Annotated in this window: 22 protein-coding genes; 8 read left to right on the top strand and 14 right to left on the bottom strand. The window is 63.9% G+C overall.

The genetic code is table 11. The features are described 5' to 3' along the window. The first annotated feature begins 20 nt into the window (after window positions 1-20). Window positions 21-884, top strand: coding sequence for an alpha/beta fold hydrolase (locus ACLIJ1_RS06590; protein ID WP_411364672.1), 864 nt, complete (start codon window positions 21-23; stop codon window positions 882-884). Window positions 885-902: 18 nt separating this feature from the next. Here the strand turns inward: ACLIJ1_RS06590 and glp are convergent, their stop codons facing one another. The 4 genes from glp to ACLIJ1_RS06570 all read right to left on the bottom strand — a co-directional run bounded on the left by glp (window position 903) and on the right by ACLIJ1_RS06570 (window position 4818). After that, window positions 903-2180 carry a gephyrin-like molybdotransferase Glp gene (gene glp / locus ACLIJ1_RS06585; protein WP_411364671.1) on the bottom strand — a complete coding sequence of 426 codons (1278 nt, stop codon included), beginning with the start codon at window positions 2178-2180 and terminating at the stop codon, window positions 903-905. Further along, window positions 2177-2812 carry a molybdenum cofactor guanylyltransferase MobA gene (gene mobA / locus ACLIJ1_RS06580; RefSeq protein ID WP_411364797.1) on the bottom strand — a complete coding sequence of 212 codons (636 nt, stop codon included), beginning with the start codon at window positions 2810-2812 and terminating at the stop codon, window positions 2177-2179. Before mobA ends, glp begins: the two co-directional genes overlap by 4 nt. 2 nt (window positions 2813-2814) lie before the next feature. Further along, window positions 2815-3930 (bottom strand): GTP 3',8-cyclase MoaA, encoded by a 1116-nt coding sequence (gene moaA / locus ACLIJ1_RS06575; protein ID WP_411364670.1) that lies wholly within the window; start codon window positions 3928-3930, stop codon window positions 2815-2817. Window positions 3931-3993: 63 nt separating this feature from the next. Further along, a complete protein-coding gene (locus ACLIJ1_RS06570; protein ID WP_411364669.1) occupies window positions 3994-4818 on the bottom strand; it encodes a metal-dependent hydrolase in 825 nt (274 codons plus the stop codon). A gap of 107 nt (window positions 4819-4925) precedes the next feature. Here ACLIJ1_RS06570 and ACLIJ1_RS06565 point away from each other — a divergent pair, with 107 nt between their 5' ends. Continuing rightward, entirely contained in the window at window positions 4926-5519 is a 594-nt protein-coding gene (locus ACLIJ1_RS06565) for a TetR/AcrR family transcriptional regulator (RefSeq protein ID WP_411364668.1), read from the top strand. A gap of 51 nt (window positions 5520-5570) precedes the next feature. Here ACLIJ1_RS06565 and ACLIJ1_RS06560 read toward each other — a convergent pair whose 3' ends face one another. After that, on the bottom strand, window positions 5571-8057 hold the full coding sequence (locus tag ACLIJ1_RS06560; RefSeq protein WP_411364667.1) for a sodium-translocating pyrophosphatase: 2487 nt from the start codon (window positions 8055-8057) through the stop codon (window positions 5571-5573). A gap of 302 nt (window positions 8058-8359) precedes the next feature. Here ACLIJ1_RS06560 and ppa point away from each other — a divergent pair, with 302 nt between their 5' ends. After that, window positions 8360-8896, top strand: a complete 537-nt coding sequence (ppa, locus tag ACLIJ1_RS06555; RefSeq protein ID WP_411364666.1) for an inorganic diphosphatase — start codon at window positions 8360-8362, stop codon at window positions 8894-8896. Between the two features lie 94 nt (window positions 8897-8990). Here ppa and ACLIJ1_RS06550 read toward each other — a convergent pair whose 3' ends face one another. The 6 genes from ACLIJ1_RS06550 to ACLIJ1_RS06525 all read right to left on the bottom strand — a co-directional run bounded on the left by ACLIJ1_RS06550 (window position 8991) and on the right by ACLIJ1_RS06525 (window position 12641). Beyond that, the gene (locus tag ACLIJ1_RS06550) at window positions 8991-9395 is read right to left on the bottom strand and encodes a bactofilin family protein (RefSeq protein WP_411364665.1); all 405 of its coding nucleotides are present in this window, start codon (window positions 9393-9395) and stop codon (window positions 8991-8993) included. Window positions 9396-9398: 3 nt separating this feature from the next. Then, on the bottom strand, window positions 9399-9911 hold the full coding sequence (locus ACLIJ1_RS06545; RefSeq protein WP_411364664.1) for a hypothetical protein: 513 nt from the start codon (window positions 9909-9911) through the stop codon (window positions 9399-9401). A gap of 7 nt (window positions 9912-9918) precedes the next feature. Beyond that, window positions 9919-10506 carry a bactofilin family protein gene (locus ACLIJ1_RS06540; protein ID WP_411364663.1) on the bottom strand — a complete coding sequence of 196 codons (588 nt, stop codon included), beginning with the start codon at window positions 10504-10506 and terminating at the stop codon, window positions 9919-9921. After that, window positions 10503-10967, bottom strand: a complete 465-nt coding sequence (locus tag ACLIJ1_RS06535; protein WP_411364662.1) for a bactofilin family protein — start codon at window positions 10965-10967, stop codon at window positions 10503-10505. Before ACLIJ1_RS06535 ends, ACLIJ1_RS06540 begins: the two co-directional genes overlap by 4 nt. Beyond that, the gene (locus ACLIJ1_RS06530) at window positions 10958-11275 is read right to left on the bottom strand and encodes a hypothetical protein (RefSeq protein ID WP_411364661.1); all 318 of its coding nucleotides are present in this window, start codon (window positions 11273-11275) and stop codon (window positions 10958-10960) included. Before ACLIJ1_RS06530 ends, ACLIJ1_RS06535 begins: the two co-directional genes overlap by 10 nt. A gap of 133 nt (window positions 11276-11408) precedes the next feature. Then, the gene (locus ACLIJ1_RS06525; RefSeq protein WP_411364660.1) at window positions 11409-12641 is read right to left on the bottom strand and encodes a GNAT family N-acetyltransferase; all 1233 of its coding nucleotides are present in this window, start codon (window positions 12639-12641) and stop codon (window positions 11409-11411) included. On the opposite strand from ACLIJ1_RS06525, the gene ACLIJ1_RS06520 reads away from it, so the two are divergent. The 3 genes from ACLIJ1_RS06520 to ACLIJ1_RS06510 all read left to right on the top strand — a co-directional run bounded on the left by ACLIJ1_RS06520 (window position 12640) and on the right by ACLIJ1_RS06510 (window position 15653). Continuing rightward, window positions 12640-14328: an NAD+ synthase gene (locus tag ACLIJ1_RS06520; protein ID WP_411364659.1), complete on the top strand. Its 1689-nt coding sequence runs from the start codon at window positions 12640-12642 to the stop codon at window positions 14326-14328. The two genes, ACLIJ1_RS06525 and ACLIJ1_RS06520, sit on opposite strands and share 2 nt — an antisense overlap. Window positions 14329-14350: 22 nt before the next feature. After that, window positions 14351-15244 (top strand): ion transporter, encoded by an 894-nt coding sequence (locus ACLIJ1_RS06515; protein ID WP_411364658.1) that lies wholly within the window; start codon window positions 14351-14353, stop codon window positions 15242-15244. Between the two features lie 70 nt (window positions 15245-15314). Beyond that, window positions 15315-15653: a P-II family nitrogen regulator gene (locus ACLIJ1_RS06510; RefSeq protein ID WP_411364657.1), complete on the top strand. Its 339-nt coding sequence runs from the start codon at window positions 15315-15317 to the stop codon at window positions 15651-15653. Here the strand turns inward: ACLIJ1_RS06510 and ACLIJ1_RS06505 are convergent. From ACLIJ1_RS06505 to ACLIJ1_RS06495, 3 genes are read right to left on the bottom strand one after another with little or no spacing between them, the layout of a single operon-like run. Next, window positions 15650-16237, bottom strand: coding sequence for a TIGR00730 family Rossman fold protein (locus ACLIJ1_RS06505; RefSeq protein WP_411364656.1), 588 nt, complete (start codon window positions 16235-16237; stop codon window positions 15650-15652). The genes ACLIJ1_RS06510 and ACLIJ1_RS06505 overlap by 4 nt on opposite strands. Window positions 16238-16250: 13 nt before the next feature. Next, window positions 16251-16640, bottom strand: coding sequence for a diacylglycerol kinase (locus ACLIJ1_RS06500; RefSeq protein ID WP_411364655.1), 390 nt, complete (start codon window positions 16638-16640; stop codon window positions 16251-16253). Continuing rightward, window positions 16637-17209, bottom strand: a complete 573-nt coding sequence (locus ACLIJ1_RS06495; protein WP_411364654.1) for an RDD family protein — start codon at window positions 17207-17209, stop codon at window positions 16637-16639. Before ACLIJ1_RS06495 ends, ACLIJ1_RS06500 begins: the two co-directional genes overlap by 4 nt. A gap of 244 nt (window positions 17210-17453) precedes the next feature. Here ACLIJ1_RS06495 and ACLIJ1_RS06490 point away from each other — a divergent pair, with 244 nt between their 5' ends. Continuing rightward, the gene (locus ACLIJ1_RS06490; protein WP_411364653.1) at window positions 17454-19229 is read left to right on the top strand and encodes an acetolactate synthase 3 catalytic subunit; all 1776 of its coding nucleotides are present in this window, start codon (window positions 17454-17456) and stop codon (window positions 19227-19229) included. A 119-nt stretch (window positions 19230-19348) separates the two neighbouring features. Then, complete coding sequence (gene ilvN, locus ACLIJ1_RS06485; RefSeq protein ID WP_411364652.1) at window positions 19349-19840, top strand: acetolactate synthase small subunit; 492 nt, start codon at window positions 19349-19351, stop codon at window positions 19838-19840. Window positions 19841-19910 lie beyond the last annotated feature (70 nt).

Genomic DNA, 19910 nt, shown 5'->3' with positions numbered 1-19910 from the left:
TTGAACCCAACTGTTCTGTCATGCCATTGCCCGAAGACCGATACATCCTGATCGAAGGTATCCGTACCCGCTACTGGCAGGAAGGCACTAGCGGCACGCCCGTGTTGCTGCTGCACGGGATCGCCTGCTCGGTGCTGGAGTGGCGCCACAACCTTTCTTCACTGGCCAACACCCACCGGGTATTTGCGTTCGATATGCCGGGTCACGGCCTGACCGACAAGCCGGCGGACTTCCCGTATGACATTCCGGGTCTCACCCGTTTCATCCACGGCTTCATGGACGCATTGGGATTGGAAAAGGTACATCTGGCGGGCAACTCGCTGGGCGGTCGCCTGACACTCGAATGTGCGCGGGTCGCGCCGCAACGCTTGCTGTCGATGATGCTGCTCGATCCTGCGGGCATGGCCGAGAAGCCAACGCTGCTGGAGTTTCGGCTGGCGACGGTGCCGGGGTTGGGCGAGCTCCTGACGCGGCCGAATCCGATCGGCACGCGCATGTTGTGGCGCAAGGCGTTTGCCGAGCCCAACCGTTTCGTCACCGACGAACTGGTCCGGGAAAAGTGCGCGATGGCGGGCCAGCCTGGCGCGCACGCAGCGTTCTTGCGCACCCTGCGCGGCTTTGTCGGGTTGGGGGGCTTTGAACCGGCCCAGGTGCGTGCCCTGCAGGAAGCCATGCCAGCCATGCGCACGCCATCACTGGTCATCTGGGGCGGGAAAGACCGCTTCGTGCCATGCGCACACGCCGAGGTACTGCGCAAGCGCCTGCCGGATGTGCGCGTGCAAGTCTGGGAGGACTGCGGTCACGCGCCCATGATCGAATGCGCAGACCGGTTCAACCGCGAAGCCCTGTCCTTCATGGCCTCGGTGGAGGCGCTTCCCGGCTGAGCGGCGCGGCAAGGCAGGTCAGATTGCGCCGTCAAACATCATCACGTCGACCTCGTCGCCCACGGCCACATTGCCCTGGCCGTGGTGCAGCACGATCAGGCCGTTTCCCTCGACCATCGAGCTGAGCACGCCCGAGCCCTGGTTGCCGGTGGTGCGCACCCGCAGCGAACCGTCCGCCTCGCGCGTGACGATGCCGCGCTGGTATTCGGTGCGTCCGGGCTTCTTGCGCAGCGCCTCGGCGCTGTGGGCTTTCAGCAGGACCGGTGCGGTCGGGGCGGCACCCGACATGATCTGCAGGGCAGGGCGCACGAAGGCCAGAAACGTCACCATCACCGCGACCGGATTCCCCGGCAGACCGAACAGGATCGATGACTTGCCGTCCTCGACAATGCGCCCGACCGCCATCGGCCGGCCGGGCCGCATCGCGATGCGCCAGAAGGCCACGTCGCCGAGCTGCTTCATCATGGCCTTGGTGTGATCGGCTTCGCCCATGCTCACACCGCCGCTGGTGATGATGGCGTCGGCCTCGCGTGCCGCCTGCCGGAACGCGGTTTCAAGCGCGTGCGGCTCGTCGCGGACCACGCCCATGTCGACCACCTGCAGACCCATGCGCGTGAGCAGGCCAAACACCGTGTAGCGATTGCTGTCGTAGACCGCGCCTTCGCGGGGTGAGTCGCCCAGACTCAGGATTTCGTCGCCGGTCGAGAAATAGGCGACCTTCAGGCGGCGGTACGCCGGCACCGTCGGCAGGCCAAGACTGGCAATCAGTCCCAGCGCGGCGGGACCGAGCACCTGGCCCTGGCGAAGGGCGGGCCGCCCGGCCATCAGGTCTTCGCCGAGCAGACGGCGGTTGTCGCCGGGGCGGACCACGTCGGCAGGAACGCTCACCAGATCGCCATCGACCTTCACGAATTCCAGTGGCACCACCGTGTCCATGCCTGGCGGCATGATGGCGCCGGTCATGATCTTCACGCAGTCTCCGGCGCCGGCTTGCCCGCTCCAGGCCTGTCCGGCAAATGCCGTGCCCAGGCACCGCAGGACCAGCGCCTGCCCCGGATTCAGCTGGGTGCCATCGAAGGCAAAGCCGTCCATCGCCGAGTTGTCGTGTGGCGGCACGCTGATCGGCGAGACCACGTCTTCGGCCAGGACCCGCCCCAGCGCATCGAAGACCCCGCAGTGTTCGGCCTCGCGAATGGGCGCCACCAGCTGCGCGAGGAATTCGTTGACGCGTTCAGCGCTCAGGGCCTGCGGGTCGTAGCCCTGCAATTCGGCCGCAATCTGTTCGATGGACTTCATGGGATGGGGTCGGTGTTTTCCAGCGAGCGCAGCTCGTCCAGGGTGTTGGCGTTGCTGAAGGCCAAGGGATCGTCGGTAGGGCGGTCGAACGCGACATGGACGGTGCGGTGCAATCCGGCCCAGCGGTCGACCTTGCGGCCGCCATCTTTTGTGAAGGCGATCAGGCTGTCCCGGAGCGAAACCTTCATCAGGCAGAACACCGGTTGCACCCGGTACTGCCCATCTTCTTCCCGCGCCGAAGCCATCGCGATGTCGGCCTCTTCGATCAGTACCGCTTCGGCCAAACGCTGCGCCAGGTCGAGCGGGAAGCGGGGTGAATCACAAGGCACGGTCAGCAAGAAGGGGGTCTTGCAGTTCGCCAGCCCGGCCAGGAAGCCCGCCAGCGGGCCGGCAAAATCGGCGATGGTGTCCTGACACACTGGTGCACCAAAGGTCTCGTAGACATCCGCGTTGCGGTTGGCATTGACGAGCAAGGGGCCGACAAGGCCCCCGTGCTGGTTCTGCAGCCGGCGCATCGCATGCAGCGCCAGCGGTGCGCCCTGAAAGTCCTGCAGGCCTTTGTCGACGCCGCCCATGCGGGAGCCGCGTCCACCGGCCAGGACCAGACCGGTGATGTCGCCGGGGCCGATCACACTCATCCTCCGATGTAGCTCATCTCGATGCGGCGGGCGCCCTGGCCCTGGTCGGGCGGCAGCGAGGCACGCAGCTCGGAGTAGCGGTCGTCGCGGCCCTGCCAGATGGCGGCGACGGCGCTGGCAAGGTCGGCGTCGCTGGCGCCGCCGCGCAACAAGTGTTTCAGGTCATGGCCTTCGGTCGCGAACAGGCAGAGATACAGGCGTCCCTCGGTCGACAGGCGCGCCCGGTTGCAGTCGCTGCAGAAGGCCTGCGTCACGCTGCTGATCACGCCGATCTCGCCCGATCCATCGGCATAGCCCCAGCGCTCGGCGGTCTCGCCAGGCGCGGAGGGGTCCAGCTGCACCAGCGGGAGTTCGTCGTGGATACGGCTGACGACTTCGGCGCTGGGCAACACCTCGTCCATGCGCCAGCCGTTGGTGGCGCCAACGTCCATGTATTCGATGAAGCGCAGCACGGCCCCGCGGCCCTTGAAGTGCCGGGCCATCGGCAGGATCTCGTGGTCGTTGGTGCCGCGCTTGACCACCATGTTGATCTTGACCGGGCCGAGACCGGCTTCGTGTGCCGCATCGATGCCGCGCAGCACGTCGGCCACCGGAAAGTCGACATCGTTCATGGCACGGAACACCGCGTCGTCCAGCCCGTCAAGGCTGACAGTCACCCGCTTGAGTCCGGCCTCCCTGAGCTGGCGGGCCTTGCGTTCGAGCAGGGAACCATTGGTCGTCAGCGTGATGTCCAGCGGCTTTCCTTCGACCGTGCGCAGTTCCGCCAGCTGTTCGATCAGGATCTCGATGTTCTTGCGCAGCAGCGGCTCACCGCCGGTCAGCCGGATCTTCTGCACGCCGTGCGCCACGAACACGCGTGCGATCCGAGTGATCTCCTCGAAGCTCAGCAACGCGTTGTGCGGCAGGTAGGGATAGTCCTTGTCGAAGATCGACTTCGGCATGCAGTAACTGCAGCGGAAGTTGCAGCGGTCTGTGACGCTGATGCGCAGGTCGCGCAGCGGGCGCCCGAGTGTGTCGCCCAGCAAACCGCTGGCGGCCACTGGTGTGGCGGGCACCACGGCGGGACGAATCTTCAGTCGCTGGTCGACCAGGGGAATCACGCGTTCGGACATGGCGTGATTATGGTGGACGCTGCATATCCTTCAGGGCGACGGGCCGTCGCCCTGCAAGGGCAATCAGGCCGTGGCGCCGACGCGCGTATAGGCCTGCTCGTTGTCGGACAGCCAACGTGCCGAGAGGCCACTGTCCTGCTGGTCAGGGTGGAAGTCTTCGCGGAAGTAGCGCTTCCATGCGCCATAGCTGGACCGCAACAGGCCATCGCGTCCGAGCATGTGGCGGGCAGCGCTGCGCCAGGTGGACCAGCGCCACAGCGTGCCGTCCGCGCGCAGGTTGCTCACGGTTTGCCGCAAGGCGTCGCTCAGAAAGATGACCGTTACCCGGCGCATCCACCTCACGCGCCAGGCGTGGCTTCCGCCGAGTGCCTGGTAGATGTCGAACGCGGTGCATTTGTGTTCCGCTTCTTCCGCGCTGTGCCAGAGCCAGAGGGTTTTCAGGCGCGGGTCGCTGCGCTCCAGAAGATCGGGGTGCGACAGCATCCATTCGGCGAACAGCGCAGTGAAATGCTCGTTGGCGGCCGTGATGGCGACGCTGTGTCGCACGTCGCCGCCTTCAAGCAGCGCCAGGCGCTGGCGCGCGCGTGGTTCCCAATGGTTGTGCAGGCCGTGCTTTTCGATCTGGGCGTTGAACAGGCCGTGAATGCGGCGGTGCGTGGCTTCCTGGCCGACAAACCCCTGCACCTCGTCGCGAAAGCGTTCCTGTTTTTCGGCGGGCAGAGACTTGAAGCCGTTGCGGACAGCGTCGATGAAGAACTGCTCCCCGATCGGAAAGCTCATCGACAGGGCGTTGAACCATGCTGTGAGGAAGGCGTCGTTCTGGCACCAGTGCCGGGCGACAGGTTTGTCCAGATCGATCAGGAGGCGGCGGACGACGAGTGCGGTCATGGTGAATGAAAATGGCACGGTACCAATTGGTACCAGATGCGCGATGTTCGTTCCGATGAACGCTTGCGTCAAGTGGGAAAGCCCCGTGCGCCGTCTAAGATCGCGCCATGCCACCGAACGAGCCTGGAGCCGACCACCGCCGCCGACTGCTGCAAGCCATGGGATTCACGGCGGCAGAAAAAGGGCTCGCGGCGGTCACGATTGCAGACGTGGTGCGGGAAGCCGGTGTCTCCAAACGCACGTTTTACGAGCACTTCGGGAGCAAGGAAGAGTGCTTCCTCGCCCTGTACCGGGCAGTCAGCGCGAGCGCGCTGACCACGCTCAAGACTGCGGTGGCGGCGGACCGCCCCTGGCAGCAACAGCTCAAGGAAGCGCTGAACGCTTACCTGACGCACATGGCGACCAGCCCGGAGTTGTTGCGCACCCTGTTCGTCGAGATCCAGCACCTGGGTGATGCGGGTGCCCAGGCGCGTCGCACGGTGATGACCGAACTGGCCGACTTCTTGGTGGCCACGCTGGCCCGCGGCACACGCTCGGAGGAAGAGGGCCGCATCGATTTCGCCCTCGCGCTTGCCGCTGTGGGCGGTATCAATGAGCTGATCCTGCAAGCAGTTGAACAAGGCAAGGCGGCCAAACTTCCGGAAATGACGTCCACCGCCAGCGAAGTGGTGCTGCGTCTGGCCCGACCGGTTCATGAATGAAAAAAGCCCCGCAAGGTGGACTCACGGGGCTGACAGCGGGAAGTCTGTAAATCAGTTCAGGCTGACCTCGACCCGCCGGGCCAGATGGGCCGGGCCGTCGCCTTGCATCTGCTCAGGCTTCTTGAGCTCCACCTTGTCGTCGGCCACGCCGGCCGCCTTGAGCAGGGCCGCCACAGCCTGGGCGCGCTCCTTGGCAAGCTCGGCGTTTTTGGCGGGATCACCGGACGCATCGTGGAAGCCGCTGATCACGGCCTTCTTTCCACCGGCGATGCCTGCCACGATCTGTTCCAGCGCCTTGCTGCCTTCGGCCGCCACGTCGGCCTTGCCGCTGGCGAAGTAGAACTTCACCACACCGTTTTCGACAGCGACCGAGGCGCCGTCGGCGGGAACCGCAGCGGCAGGTGCCGCCGCGGGCGCTGCGGCCGGGGCCGTGGCCGCTGGGGCCGGTACCTCATGTGCGCCCGAACTTCCGGAACCGGCCGCCAAGGGCAGCAGCGGCACGATCAGCAGCGCCACGATGTTGATGATCTTGATCAGCGGGTTCACGGCCGGGCCGGCAGTGTCCTTGTAGGGGTCGCCGACGGTATCACCGGTCACGGCCGCCTTGTGGGCTTCACTGCCCTTGCCGCCGTGGTGGCCGTCTTCGATGTACTTCTTGGCGTTGTCCCAGGCCCCGCCACCGGTACACATCGAGATCGCCACGAAGAGGCCGGTCACGATCGTGCCCATGAGCAAACCACCCAGCGCCTTCGGACCGAGGAACAGGCCGACCAGGATTGGCACCACCACCGGCAGAAGCGACGGGATCACCATCTCCTTGATGGCGGCGGTGGTCAGCATGTCGACAGCGCGGCCGTACTCGGGCTTGGCCGTACCTTCCATGATGCCCTTGATCTCCTTGAACTGGCGGCGTACCTCCACCACCACCGAGCCAGCGGCGCGGCCAACGGCCTCCATTGCCATGGCGCCGAACAGGTAAGGAATCATGCCGCCGATGAACAGGCCGACGATCACCATCGGGTCGGAGAGGTCGAAGCTGATGTGGTGGCCGTAGGCCTCCAGCTTGTGGGTGTAGTCGGCGAACAGCACGAGTGCGGCCAGGCCGGCCGAACCGATCGCATAGCCCTTGGTCACGGCCTTGGTGGTGTTGCCCACGGCGTCCAGCGGGTCGGTGATGTCGCGCACGCTGCTGGGCAATTCGGCCATCTCGGCGATGCCACCGGCGTTGTCGGTGATGGGGCCATAGGCGTCCAGCGCGACCACGATGCCGGCCATGCTCAGCATGGAGGTGGCGGCGATGGCGATGCCGTACAGGCCGGCCAGCGCGTAGGCCACGATGATGGCGACACAGACGAACAGCACCGGCCAGGCGGTCGAGCGCATGGACACGCCAAGACCAGCAATGATGTTGGTGCCGTGACCAGTGGTGGACGCCTGTGCGATGTGCTGCACCGGTGCGTACTGGGTGCCGGTGTAGAACTCGGTGATCCAGACCAGTGCGGCGGTCAGCACCAGACCCACGGCGCAAGCGCCGAAGAGCTTCATCTGGCTGCCGGAGGCGGCGATGGCGTTGTCGGGAATCACGGCCGTCGTCACGAAGTAGAACGCGATCAGCGACAGCACGCCGGCAATCGCCAGGCCCTTGTACAGCGCCGGCATCACGTTCTTCATGCCTGGGCTGGCCTTGACGAAGAAGCAGCCGATGATGGATGCGATGATGGAGACGCCGCCAAGCACCAGCGGGTACAGCACAGCCTGCATGGGCGCTGCGGCGACCATCAGGGCACCGAGCACCATGGTCGCGATCAGCGTCACCGCGTAGGTTTCGAACAGGTCGGCGGCCATGCCGGCGCAGTCGCCGACGTTGTCGCCCACGTTGTCAGCGATCACGGCGGGGTTGCGCGGATCGTCTTCCGGAATGCCGGCTTCCACCTTGCCCACGAGGTCGGCGCCGACGTCAGCGCCCTTCGTGAAGATACCGCCACCCAGTCGCGCGAAGATCGAGATCAACGACGAACCAAAGGCGAAGCCGATCAGCGGGGTGAGCAGCTTGCCCAGTTCTGCCCCGGTACCGGAAGGCCCGGTGCCCAGCAGGTACCAGAAGAAACCCGCGACACCCAGCAGACCAAGGCCCACCACCAGCATGCCGGTGATGGCACCGCCGCGGAAGGCCACATCCAGCGCCGGGCCAATGCCCTTGGTGGCGGCTTGCGCGGTGCGCACGTTGGCCCGCACCGAGACGTTCATGCCGATGAAGCCACAGGCGCCCGAGAGCACCGCGCCGAGCACGAAGCCCACGGCAGTGGATGCACTGAGGAAGACACCGATCAGAATGGCCAGCACGACGCCCACCATGCCGATGGTCTTGTACTGACGGGCGAGGTAGGCCGCAGCGCCGGTCTGGATTGCTCCGGCGATTTCCTGCATGCGGGCGTTGCCCGCGTCCTGGGAAAGAATCCAGCTTCGGGACCAGAAGCCGTAGACCACGGCGACCAGGCCACACACCAGCGCAAAGATCAGCGCAGATTGTCCAACCATAGATTTCTCCTGCTCATTCGTTTCGACTTGGAGGGGGCAACGCTTGGAGGAGGCCCCCGCTGCGTTGCTTCCTCGCGTCCGTCACGCACCACAGAGGTGGAGCAGGGCGATTGGCCAACGGGGCCAATGTAGCGGGAATTGATTCAAAAGCGAACTGATCTGCATCAGGAAGTCAGGCTGGAATCAGTAAAATCAGGGTTAATCCCCAGCGCAGGTGGTCCCGATCGCCGCGTCCCATGTCAGGTCCGTGACAAGTCACGTCAAGAGGACCTCCCGTTTTCCATCAACTCTCAGAAAAATCCATGTCACTCGACAACGTCAAACCTGGCGACAAAGTTCCCGAAGCGTTCAACGTCATCATCGAGATCCCCATGAATGGCGATCCGATCAAGTACGAAGTGGACAAGGAATCGGGCGCGATCTTCGTGGACCGTTTCATGAACACCGCGATGCACTACCCGACCAACTATGGTTATGTGCCCAAGACCATCGCCGGTGATGGCGACCCGGTGGATGTGCTGGTCGTGACGCCGGTGCCGCTGATGCCCGGCGTGGTGGTGCCCTGCCGCGCCATCGGTATCCTGAAGATGACCGATGAAGCCGGCGAAGACGGCAAGGTGCTGGCGGTGCCGACCAACAAGATCCTGTCGCTCTACAGCCGCTGGAACAAGCCCGAAGACCTCAACCCGATGCGCCTGAAGGCCATCGAGCACTTCTTCGAGCACTACAAGGACCTGGAGCAGGGCAAGTGGGTGAAGGTCGGCGGCTGGGAAGGCCCCGAGGCCGCCCACAAGGAAATCATGGACGGCATCGCCGCATACCAGAAGGCCTTGGCCTGATCGAGACTCTGCGCAGGTTGTCGCTGCGCAGACCAACAAAAAAGCCTGCCGGAATCCGGCAGGCTTTTTTGTTGGAGCGGACGGCGGCGGCCGATCAGTTCTGCACGGCGTCGATGTCGCCGCGGTATTCGATCTTTCCGCGGACGCGGGCGCGGGGGTGCATGTCGATCAGCTCGTCGTAGCTGGCGTCGCCGATCAGGGTGGCCGAACCGGTGATTTCCAGCGCCTTGCGGGCGATCACGGTACCGATCACCTTGCCTTCGATGAACACGTAGTCGGCTTCAAGCCGGGTGTTCTCGATCACGCCGGTGGCGCCCACGTGGAGCGTGCCGCCGGTTTCAAAAGTGATGTTGCCCTTGAGCTGACCGTCCACCTTGATGCCCTGGTCGCGGTTGGTGTGGAAGTTGCCATCAAACACCGCACCTTCGGCAATCAGGCTGGTGATGGCGGAAAGGCGCTCGGCGGGGACAAGGCGGGTGGACGCTGGGTTTTGGCTCATGGATCAGGGCTCCTTGCTGTGCAACCAGTTTTCGGGTTTGAGAGAGAGTGTATCGGCAGAAGCTTCGGCAACGGCCGCTGGACGGGTGGTTCCGGGTTCGAGCGTCAGGCTGTTGCGCAAAACCAGCGGTGTGTCGGTGTCGAGGGACGTGACCTCAGGTTGGACGGGCGAGGCTTCGGTGGGCGCTGTCAAGGTTGGTACCGAGGGAGGTGTGTAGCGGGGTGATGGCGCCTCCATCGAAGCCTGCTGCTCTGCATCGCGGGCCATCCACGACCACGATGGGCGCACACCCTTATAGAGAGCGAAACCGGTCAGGACCATCAGACCAGCGAGTACATGCGGCGCATAACGTTGGGCATACCAGGTGGTCCAGCGCCAGGCGATTCGTCGCTGGGCGACACGGCGATCACGGCTCCAGCTGGCTTGAAGCGCCGCCAGCCGCACCGCATCCGAGTCGGGAATGGACTTCGGAGTCGGGTGCGGCGTGGGCAGATCCTCGCTTCTTTGCCACTGCATGAGGCCGTCAGTTCACTTTCCGTGCCGGCGCCACCCGTTCGAGCGTCGCGTTGAGGTCTGCACCATTGACCTGGATGCGGCCGTATCGCACCAGACCATGCACGCTGGCCGAGTCGTGGAGCGAGACTTCGCCCTGACCGGAGTCGAGCACGCCGTCGGTGTGTCCCATGACCGAGATCTTGTGTGCGGTGATGTCACCCTTGACACGCCCGGTTTCGGTCACAACCACCGACACCTGGATGCCGTCGGCCTGGGTCAGGTTGCCGTCCACCTGGCCGGCCACGCTGAAGGGACCACGCAACAGGGCGTTGCCGACAAAGTGGATGCCGTCGGCCAGCATGCTGCGTGCATTGGCGGCATCGGTGGCGTCGATCGGAGCCGGGCCGCTGTCCTGGGACTGCAGCATGGGAATGTTTTCGGCCATGGCCGGTGGCATGGCTCGGCCAACATCGACCTCCAGCGCCTGGGGCATGTCGGGTGTGTAGTCCGGCACCGGGCCGGGCACGGCGGGAAAGTGGTTCTGGTCGTTCATGGAGGGTGTTTCTGAGGGCTCTTCGTGGGTGCGGTCGGGGCGGATGTAGCGGCGTGCTTTCATGTTCGGCTTCCGGGTGCTCTCAAGGGCTGCTCGGGTTGCACGTCGTGCAAGATGGGCAGGCTGCCCCCCAACTTTAGCGTCTTGAAAGGCCCGCGAAGATCCGCGCCCTCGTACAGCTGTAACCGTTTGGCCATCAGGGTTCCAGTCGAAATCCCTGTCTGGGCGACATAGGCCATGCCCACACATTCGAGTTGCGTGTCCTGCGCCGAGGCGTCGTGCGCGCCCAGCTGGCCGAACAGGTAGAAGTCTCCGTTCACGCGCACGGTGCCGCGCACCACACCACCTTTCCAGACGATCAGTCGACCGTTGACCCGGATCTGCCCTGAAATCTCTCCCTGGACCAGCAGTCCACCATCAAACTGCAGCTCCCCATCGAGCCGGCAGCCGGCCGCAACCCGGTTCACCACATTCATGGCGATGGGGTCGATGGTCAACGTGTCCTGAGGCAGCTTCATTTCCATAGCAAGACCCCCCAGATGGCGGCCGTCACCAGCAGCGAGGTCAGGCCCAGGACGGCCAGCCAGAGTGCATGCCGTTCAAGCAGCCCACGCAGCTTGCCAGGCCGCGAACGCGGCTGACCGACAGGGTCACAGGCGTGGCTGAGCACGATCCAGTCACGCCAGAGCCGGGTGAGCTGGTGTTCACCAGTGGCCAACTGTACGTTCAGCCCCTCGGGACTGGGCTGTCCGGGTGAGCGGCGTCGGCCGAGCAGGGCGGTGAAAGGCGCACCGACGACGGTCTGCGTAAAAAAGGCGTCGGCTTGATCCATGAGCACAATTGTAAAGAACTTGTAACCAAATAATACGAATGGACGCACCCCAATGGGTTGCACGCCGTGACTTGTGGCATGAAAGTGCTCCTGGAGAGAGCCTTTGCACAACACATTGTCGGCGATGGCGAAGTCACAGGCCAACGCCTGGTTTCAGCGGACTGCGGCTGGACAGATGCTCCAGGTACCCGTGGATCTCCTGGTCTTCGTGTTCGAGAAAGCGTTCTACCGCCTCCGCGAAGGCCGGATGGGCCAGCCAGTGCGCACTGGTGGTGCGTACCGGCATCAGCGCCCGCGCCATCTTGTGCTCCCCCTGGGCGCCGCCTTCGAAACGCCGGAAGCCGTGTTCGATGCACCAGGACAGCGGCTGGTAGTAGCAGGCCTCGAAGTGAAGGCAGTCCACCCGTTCCAGCGCGCCCCAATAACGTCCAAAGGCGACGCCCTGCTCACAGTCGATGCCGATCAGGCTGGCGGCCATGGGTTGGCCGTCTCGCTCCGCAATGAAGAGCAACCAGTGTTCGGGCATGGTCTCGGCCATCCGGACAAAGAAGTCGCGGCTGAGGTAGGGCGGGTTGCCGTGCTCCAGATAGGTGCGCTCATAGCAACGGTAAAAGAAGTTCCAGTCGGCCGCGGAGATGTCTTTCCCTTGTGCGTGCCGGAACCGCACGCCGGCATCGGCGACTTTGCGCCGCTCCTGCCGGATCTTCTTGCGTTTTTCCTGTTGCAGAGTGGCCAGAAACCCGTCGAAGGTCCCGAGCCCCGTGGAGGTCCAGTGGAACTGCACGGTGTGCCGCAGCATCAGTCCTGCGTCTGCACAGGCTTGGGCATCTGCATCAGACAGAAAAAGCAGGTGCATCGACGACAGCTGCTCGGACCCTGCGTGTTCCAGAAGCGCCTGGACCAGTGCTGCACGGGCATTGGCGTCCCTCGCCAGCAGCCGGGGCCCAGGCACTGGCGTGAACGGTACTGCCACCAGACCCTTGGGGTAGTAGTCCAGACCATGCTGGCGGTAGGCATTGGCCCAGGCCCAGTCGAACACGTACTCACCGTACGAATGCGCCTTGTGGAACAGTGGGCAGGCAGCTTGTAGGACGTCACCGCGCCACAACGTGAGAAAGCGGGGCTGCCAGCCCGTCCGGGTTGTGGCGCTGCCGCTGTCGTGCATTGCGGACAGGTATTCGTGTCGCATGAAGGGGCTGGCATCGCCCTGCAAGGCCAGCAGTGCGTTCCATGCATCGGCGGGGATCCGCTCGGGCGAATCCAATACCCGGATGACATAATCGTCCGACGCCCCGCCCGAGGCTGCTGCGAGCTCCCCGTTCGCCCCGCCAGTCCTCGCCGTCTCTTTCCGTTCTTCCGATTCCATGACGCTCAAGATCTGTGTGGCCCAGCTCAATTTCGTGGTGGGTGACATGGCGGGCAACGCCCGTCGCATCGCCGATGCGGCGCGCAGCGCCCATGCCCTCGGTGTTGCCGTGCTGCTGACGCCGGAACTCGCCTTGTGTGGCTATGCGGCCGAAGACCTCTTCCTGCGGCCTGCGTTCATCGACGCCTGTGATGATGCACTCAAATGGCTGGTGGCCGAGACCGCAGACCTCAAAGGCCTGCACATCGTGGTGGGTCATCCGGCTCGGCTGGATTCGTCCGGTCGGCGCAACCGCAGCGTGTCCGTGGCAGGACTCTTCAATGCGGCCAGCGTGATCAACGAGGGGCGCATCACGCACACCTACGCCAAGCGCGAGTTGCCCAACTACCAGGTGTTCGACGAGCGCCGCTACTTTGTGCCGGGCCAGCAGCCCTGTGTGTTCGACGTGGAGGGAACCGATGGGCAGAAGGTGCGCGTGGGTCTGCTGATCTGCGAAGACGCCTGGTTCGATGCTCCGGCAGCGGACGCCAAGGCCGCTGGCGCCGACCTGCTGGCGATCATCAATGCCTCACCCTTTCATACGGGCAAGGGCGGGGAGCGGGAAGCGACGATGCGTGAACGCGCCCTGGCAGTGGGTCTGCCAATCGTCTACGCCCACCTGGTGGGCGGGCAAGACGAGATCGTGTTTGAAGGCCGCAGTTTCGTGCTCGACGCCGCGGGCTCCCTGGTCGGGCGGGCCATCAGTTTCGAAGAGGCGCTGTTCACCGTCAGCTTCAGGCGCGAGGGTGCCGACTGGCGCATCGCTGCAGACGTTGATCGTCCCCACAGCCAGGAAGCCGACTTGTGGCACGCTCTGGTGCTGGGCGTGCGCGACTACCTGGGCAAGAACGGTTTTCCCGGAGCGTTGCTGGGACTGTCGGGTGGCATCGACTCGGCCCTGGTGCTGGCGATCGCGGTCGATGCACTAGGCAAGGACAAGGTGCGCGCGGTCATGATGCCGTCGCCCTACACGGCGGACATCTCCTGGATCGACGCGCGCGACATGGCCGCGCGCTTGGGGGTGCGCTACGACGAGATCGCGATTGGCACGGAATTCGAGGCGTTCAAGGACTCCCTCCAGCCGCTGTTCGAGGGCCGACAGGAGGACACCACCGAGGAAAATCTGCAGGCTCGCATCCGGGGCACCCTGCTGATGGCGCTGTCCAACAAGTTCGGTTCCATCGTGCTGACCACCGGAAACAAGAGCGAGATGGCGACCGGCTACTGCACGCTCTACGGCGACATGGCTGGCGGATTCGCCGTCATCAAGGACGTGGCCAAGACCATGGTGTTCCTTCTGGCGCGCTGGCGCAATGCGCACGATCCGTACGGTACCGGCGCCAACCCGATTCCCGAACGCATCATCACGCGCCCGCCCAGCGCCGAGTTGCGGCCGGACCAGAAGGACCAGGACAGCCTGCCGGAATATGCCGTGCTCGATGCCATCATCGAGCGCTACATGGAAAACGACCGCAGCCCGGCCGAAATCGTGGCTGAGGGTTACCCGCAGGCAGACGTCGACAAGGTGGTGCGGCTGATCCGCATCAACGAATACAAGCGCCGCCAGGCGCCGATCGGCATCCGCGTCACCCACCGCAGCTTCGGCAAGGACTGGCGCTATCCGATCACAAGCAAGTACCGTGCATGATGGTTGTGGAAAGTTGCCCTCTATGAAAGATTCGGGCTCCACCGCGTTCAAACAGGCACAGCAGGAGCGTCTGGGCAAACCGCTCACGGGGTGGCGGCAGAAGCTCTACACAGTCATCTTCGAAGCCGACACCCGGGCTGGCAAGGCCTTTGACGTGTCGCTGCTGCTGCTGATTCTGCTCAGCGTGGCAGTGGTGATGGCCGACAGCGTTGCTGACCTCCATGTGCGTCACGGGGATGTGTTCCGTGTGCTTGAGATCGTGTTCACGGCAATCTTCACGGTCGAGTACCTGTTGCGGCTGGTCTGCGTGCGTCACCCCGCTCGATATGCCAAGAGCTTTTTCGGCGTCGTCGATCTGCTGTCGCTGCTTCCGACCTATCTGGCGGTGCTGTTTCCGGGCATGCATGCACTCATCGATGTGCGGGTGCTGCGCCTGCTGCGGGTGTTCCGCATCTTCGGACTGAGCGCCTACGTCAGTGAATACCGCAGCCTGCTGCTGGCCATCCGTTACAGCGCACGCAAGATCTTCATCTTTCTCTCGTTCGTGGTCATCGTCACGGTGATCATGGGCACCGTGATGTTCGTGGTGGAAGGACCTGAGAACCGGTTCACCAGCATTCCCACCTCGATTTACTGGGCGGTGACCACCATGACCACCGTCGGCTACGGCGACATCTCGCCGGTCACCACCACGGGTCGGTTCATCGCGAGCGTGATGATGCTGCTGGGCTGGGGCACCCTGGCCGTGCCCACAGGCATCGTGACGGTCGAAATGAGCAACGTTGGGCGGCAGAAGAGGGCCGCCACCACACGCACCTGCCACGAATGCCTGACCGAAGAGCACCTGCCCGAAGCACGATTCTGCATGCACTGCGGCGCAGCATTGCCGCCTTACCAGTCTGACGAAGGCCCGTAGAGCAGATCGGCGGCAGGTGCGTGATACAGTTTTGCGTAGCCCTCCCATTGGTCCTCATAGAGACAACCGCATGAAGCAGATCACCGCCGTCATCAAACCGTTCAAGCTCGAAGAAGTGCGGGAGGCCCTGGCCGAACAGGGCGTGACCGGGCTGACCGTGACGGAGGTCAAGGGTTTTGGTCGCCAGAAGGGCCACACGGAGCTCTATCGTGGCGCGGAATATGTGGTGGACTTCCTGCCCAAGGTGAAGCTGGAAGTGGTGGTCAAGTCGGCCGATGTCGACCGCTGTGTCGACGCCATCGTGCGCGCCGCACGCACCGGCAAGATCGGCGACGGCAAGATCTTCGTGACCCCGGTCGAGCGCGTGGTGCGCATCCGCACCGGCGAAGAAGACGAGACCGCGGTCTAAACCCGGTCCAGGCGGTCGGCAGGCGTCACGCCGCCGGCCTGCACCAGTTCGGGCAGCAAGCGCTCCCAGTCGGCTCCGACGCGAATCAGTTCTGTCTGCCAAGGCCCCATGAATTGCTGGTCGACACTGTGGGCGATGAAGCTCATCAGCCCGTCGTAATAGCCATCCACGTTGAGCAGGCCCACGGGCTTGTCGTGGTAGCCGAGCTGGCGCCAGGTCCAGACCTCGAAAAATTCCTCAAAAGTGCCGATGCCGCCAGGCAGTGCCAGGAAGGCGTCGGCCCGCTCGGCCATCATGCGCTTGCGTTCGTGCATGGTGTCCACCACATGCAGCTCGCTGCAGCCCTTGTGCGCCCACTCCCGTTCCACCAGCGCCTTGGGGATGATGCCGACCACACGGCCGCCGCTGGCCAGCGTCGCGTCGGCCAGTTGACCCATCAGCCCGTTGTGGCCGCCACCGTAGACGAGCTGACCGCCGTGTCGGCCGATCCATTCACCAACGGCCTTGGCGGCAGTGCTGAACGCAGGATTGGCTCCGGGCCGTGAGCCGCAATAGACGCAAAGGGAAAAAGCAGGGGTGTTCATGGGTTCACTCGGTTCAGATCCAGCGGCTGGCAATCGCTGCCAGCCAGGTGCCCGCGCACAGCAGCAGACTCAGCAACACGGCGGCGCTGCCCATGTCCTTGGCGCGTTTGGACAGCTCGTGCCATTCCGGACCGATGCGGTCGATGGCCGATTCGACACCGGTATTGAGCAGCTCGACAATCATCACGATCAGCACGGTGCCGCACAGCACGCTCACTTCGGTCCAGCTGCGACCGACCCAGAACGCCAGCGGAACCAATACGATCGCCGCAAGAGCCTCCTGCCGGAACGCGGTTTCCCGCCAGCCCGCACGAAGTCCTGCCAGCGAATATCCGAAGGCGTGCCACATGCGGCTGAGGCCACGGCGCTGCTTTTGTGCGTCGGTCGCTTCTCGTGAGTTCATGGGTGCCAGAACTTGGCCCGCCGGCCAGTCGCCGCAGGCTTGTGGTGCACCAGGCGGGTCCCCGCCAGGGCGTCGTGAACAAATTGCCCTTGGGCGTGGAAACGGGAGAGCAGGGCCCAGAACAGCACCCAGCCGATCATGATCACCGCCAGCTCGCCGCCGGGAAGGCCAAACAAGCCTGCGACCGCCAGCGGCGGCAGAAACCACAACCAGCAGAGCAGGTAACGCACCAGTGCTCTTGGTTGGGAAAGCGGTTGACCGGAGGCGTCCACCACCCGGATGTGCCAGGTCTTCATGGCCAGGGTTTGCCCCTTGGACCAGAACCACACGAAGTAGACGCCGAAGACGATAAACAGAAATGCTTGCTGCCAGTGGCGGTTGTCCAGTGCATGCCGGGTCTGGGTCAGTGCGGAAAACAGATAACCGGCAATGAAGACAACGCCGAAAAGCAGCATGCCTTCGTAGAGCCAGGCCGCCATGCGGCGCATCAGGGGTGGAGCCACCAGCGAAAGAAGACTGGAAGCGTTGGAAGAGGTGTCGGACATCGGATCGCGCACGGAATCGTTCATGGATTGTCGCATCCGCACTGGCCATCAACCCCAAGGCTGGAACAACGAATCCGCATCGATTTTGTCTGAAGCCTTGTTGCAGTGCGATAATGCAAGGCTGCAATTCAAAAAGGCAAACGGGTCAAGGTCCGGCGGGGTATGTGTCCGCTCATGTCCTTTGGCCTCAAGTCCTGACGCCGCTTCACAAGAGCTGGCGAAGGGGCACCCAAGGTATTTCGTCAGAGAAATTCTCGAAAGGTTCATCATGGAAATCAACAAGGCCGAACTGGCCGCGGCTGCCGCCAGCCAGACCCCCGCCACCGAACAGCTCATGGGCGCCGAGATCATGGTGCGCGCCCTGCAAGCCGAAGGCGTGAAGTACATCTGGGGTTATCCCGGCGGTTCCGTTCTCTACATTTACGACGCGCTGTACAAGCAGGAAAGCATCCAGCATGTGCTGGTTCGCCACGAGCAAGCAGCGGTCCATGCAGCCGACGGCTATGCGCGCGCCACGGGCGACGTCGGCGTCGCACTGGTGACCTCGGGTCCAGGCGTCACCAACGCCGTGACAGGTATCGCCACGGCGTACACCGACAGCATTCCCCTGGTGGTCATCACCGGCCAGGTTCCCTCGGCAGCCATCGGCTCCGACGCGTTCCAGGAGTGCGATACGGTCGGCATCACGCGCCCTGTGGTCAAGCACAACTTCCTGGTCAAGGACGTGCGCGATCTGGCCGACGTGATGAAGAAGGCGTTCCACATCGCGCGCACGGGGCGTCCCGGCCCGGTGGTCGTCGACATCCCGAAGGACGTGTCGTTCAACAAGGCTCCGTGGTCCGGCTATCCCGAGACCGTGGAAATGCGCTCCTACAACCCGGTGCGCAAAGGACACGGCGGGCAGATCCGCAAGGCGCTGCAGCTGCTGCTCAACGCCAAGCGTCCCTACATTTACACCGGTGGCGGCGTGCTTTTGGGCAATGCCGTTCCCGAACTGCGCGCGCTGGTGGATCTGCTGGGGTACCCGGTCACCCACACACTGATGGGTCTGGGCGCCTACCCGGCCACCGACCGAAAGTTCCTGGGCATGCTGGGCATGCACGGTACCTACGAGGCCAACCACGCCATGCAGAACTGCGACGTGCTGCTGGCAGTGGGCGCCCGTTTCGACGACCGCGTGATCGGCAACCCCAAGCACTTCGCTTCGGTGGAGCGCAAGATCATTCACATCGACATCGACCCGTCGAGCATCGCCAAGCGGGTCAAGGTCGATGTGCCGATCGTCGGCGACGTCAAGGACGTGCTGACCGAGCTGATCAACATGATCAGGGAAGCCCAGTCCAAGCCCGACGAGAAGGCGCTGGCTGCATGGTGGGACACGATTGAAGGCTGGCGCTCGCGCGACTGCCTGCGCTTTGACCGCGCCAACACGCAGGTCATCAAGCCGCAGATGGTGGTGGAGACGCTCTGGAACCTGACCAAAGACGACGATTGCTACATCACGTCGGACGTGGGCCAGCACCAGATGTTTGCCGCGCAGTTCTACAAGTTCAACGAGCCGCGCCGCTGGATCAACTCCGGTGGCCTGGGCACCATGGGGGTGGGGCTGCCGTACGCCATGGGCATCAAGCTCGCGAAGCCACAGGCCGACTGCTGGTGCATCACGGGCGAAGGCTCGATCCAGATGAACATCCAGGAACTGTCCACCTGCCAGCAATATGGCACGGCGGTCAAGGTGCTGTCGCTCAACAACCGCTACCTGGGCATGGTGCGCCAGTGGCAGGAACTGATCTATCAGGGCCGCTACAGCCACAGCTACATGGATGCGCTGCCCAACTTCGTCAAGCTTGCCGAGGCCTACGGCCACGTTGGCATGCTGGTTGAGCGCCCTGAAGACGTGGAGGCCGCGCTTCGCGAGGCACGCAGCATCAAGGACCGCACGGTTTTCATCGACGTGCGCACCGATCCGACGGAGAACGTCTGGCCGATGGTTGAAGCTGGCAAGGGCATCACCGAGATGCTGCTGGGTTCGGAAGAACTCTGACCTTTTCCCGGACGCCGTCCCGGCTTGAGCCGGGCTGGCGTCCTCCGACGAATCTATTTGCAGCCAAGCCTGCGCATTACCGTGCGCAGGGGAGGGCTCAGAAAAGAGGAATCTTCATCATGAAACACATCATCGCTGTCCTGCTCGAAAACGAAGCAGGCGCTCTCTCCCGCGTAGTGGGCCTGTTCTCGGCGCGTGGCTACAACATCGAATCGCTGACCGTGGCTCCCACGGAAGATCCGTCGCTTTCGCGCATGACGATCCAGACCACGGGTTCGGACGACGTGATCGAGCAGATCACCAAACACCTGAACCGGCTGATCGAAGTGGTCAAGGTCGTGGACCTGACCGAGGGCGCTTACACCGAGCGCGAGCTGATGCTTGTCAAGGTGCGCGCCGTGGGCAAGGAGCGCGAGGAAATGAAGCGGATGGCCGACATCTTCCGTGGCCGCGTCATCGACGTGACCGAGAAGAGCTACACCATCGAACTCACCGGCGACCAGGGCAAGAACGACGCCTTCCTGGAAGCCATCGACCGATCCGCGATTCTGGAAACCGTCCGCACCGGTTCCTGTGGCATTGGTCGCGGGGAGCGCATTCTTCGCGTTTAAGATTGCGGGTTTTTCGGGCTCAGCCAGTGCACCGTTCGGGCTGGGTCCGTCGAGGGCCTTCGACGGGCTC

This window comes from Hydrogenophaga sp. RWCD_12, assembly GCF_046604225.1.
GTDB lineage: Bacteria > Pseudomonadota > Gammaproteobacteria > Burkholderiales > Burkholderiaceae_C > Hydrogenophaga.
This window is presented reverse-complemented; position numbering and strand designations above follow the sequence as displayed.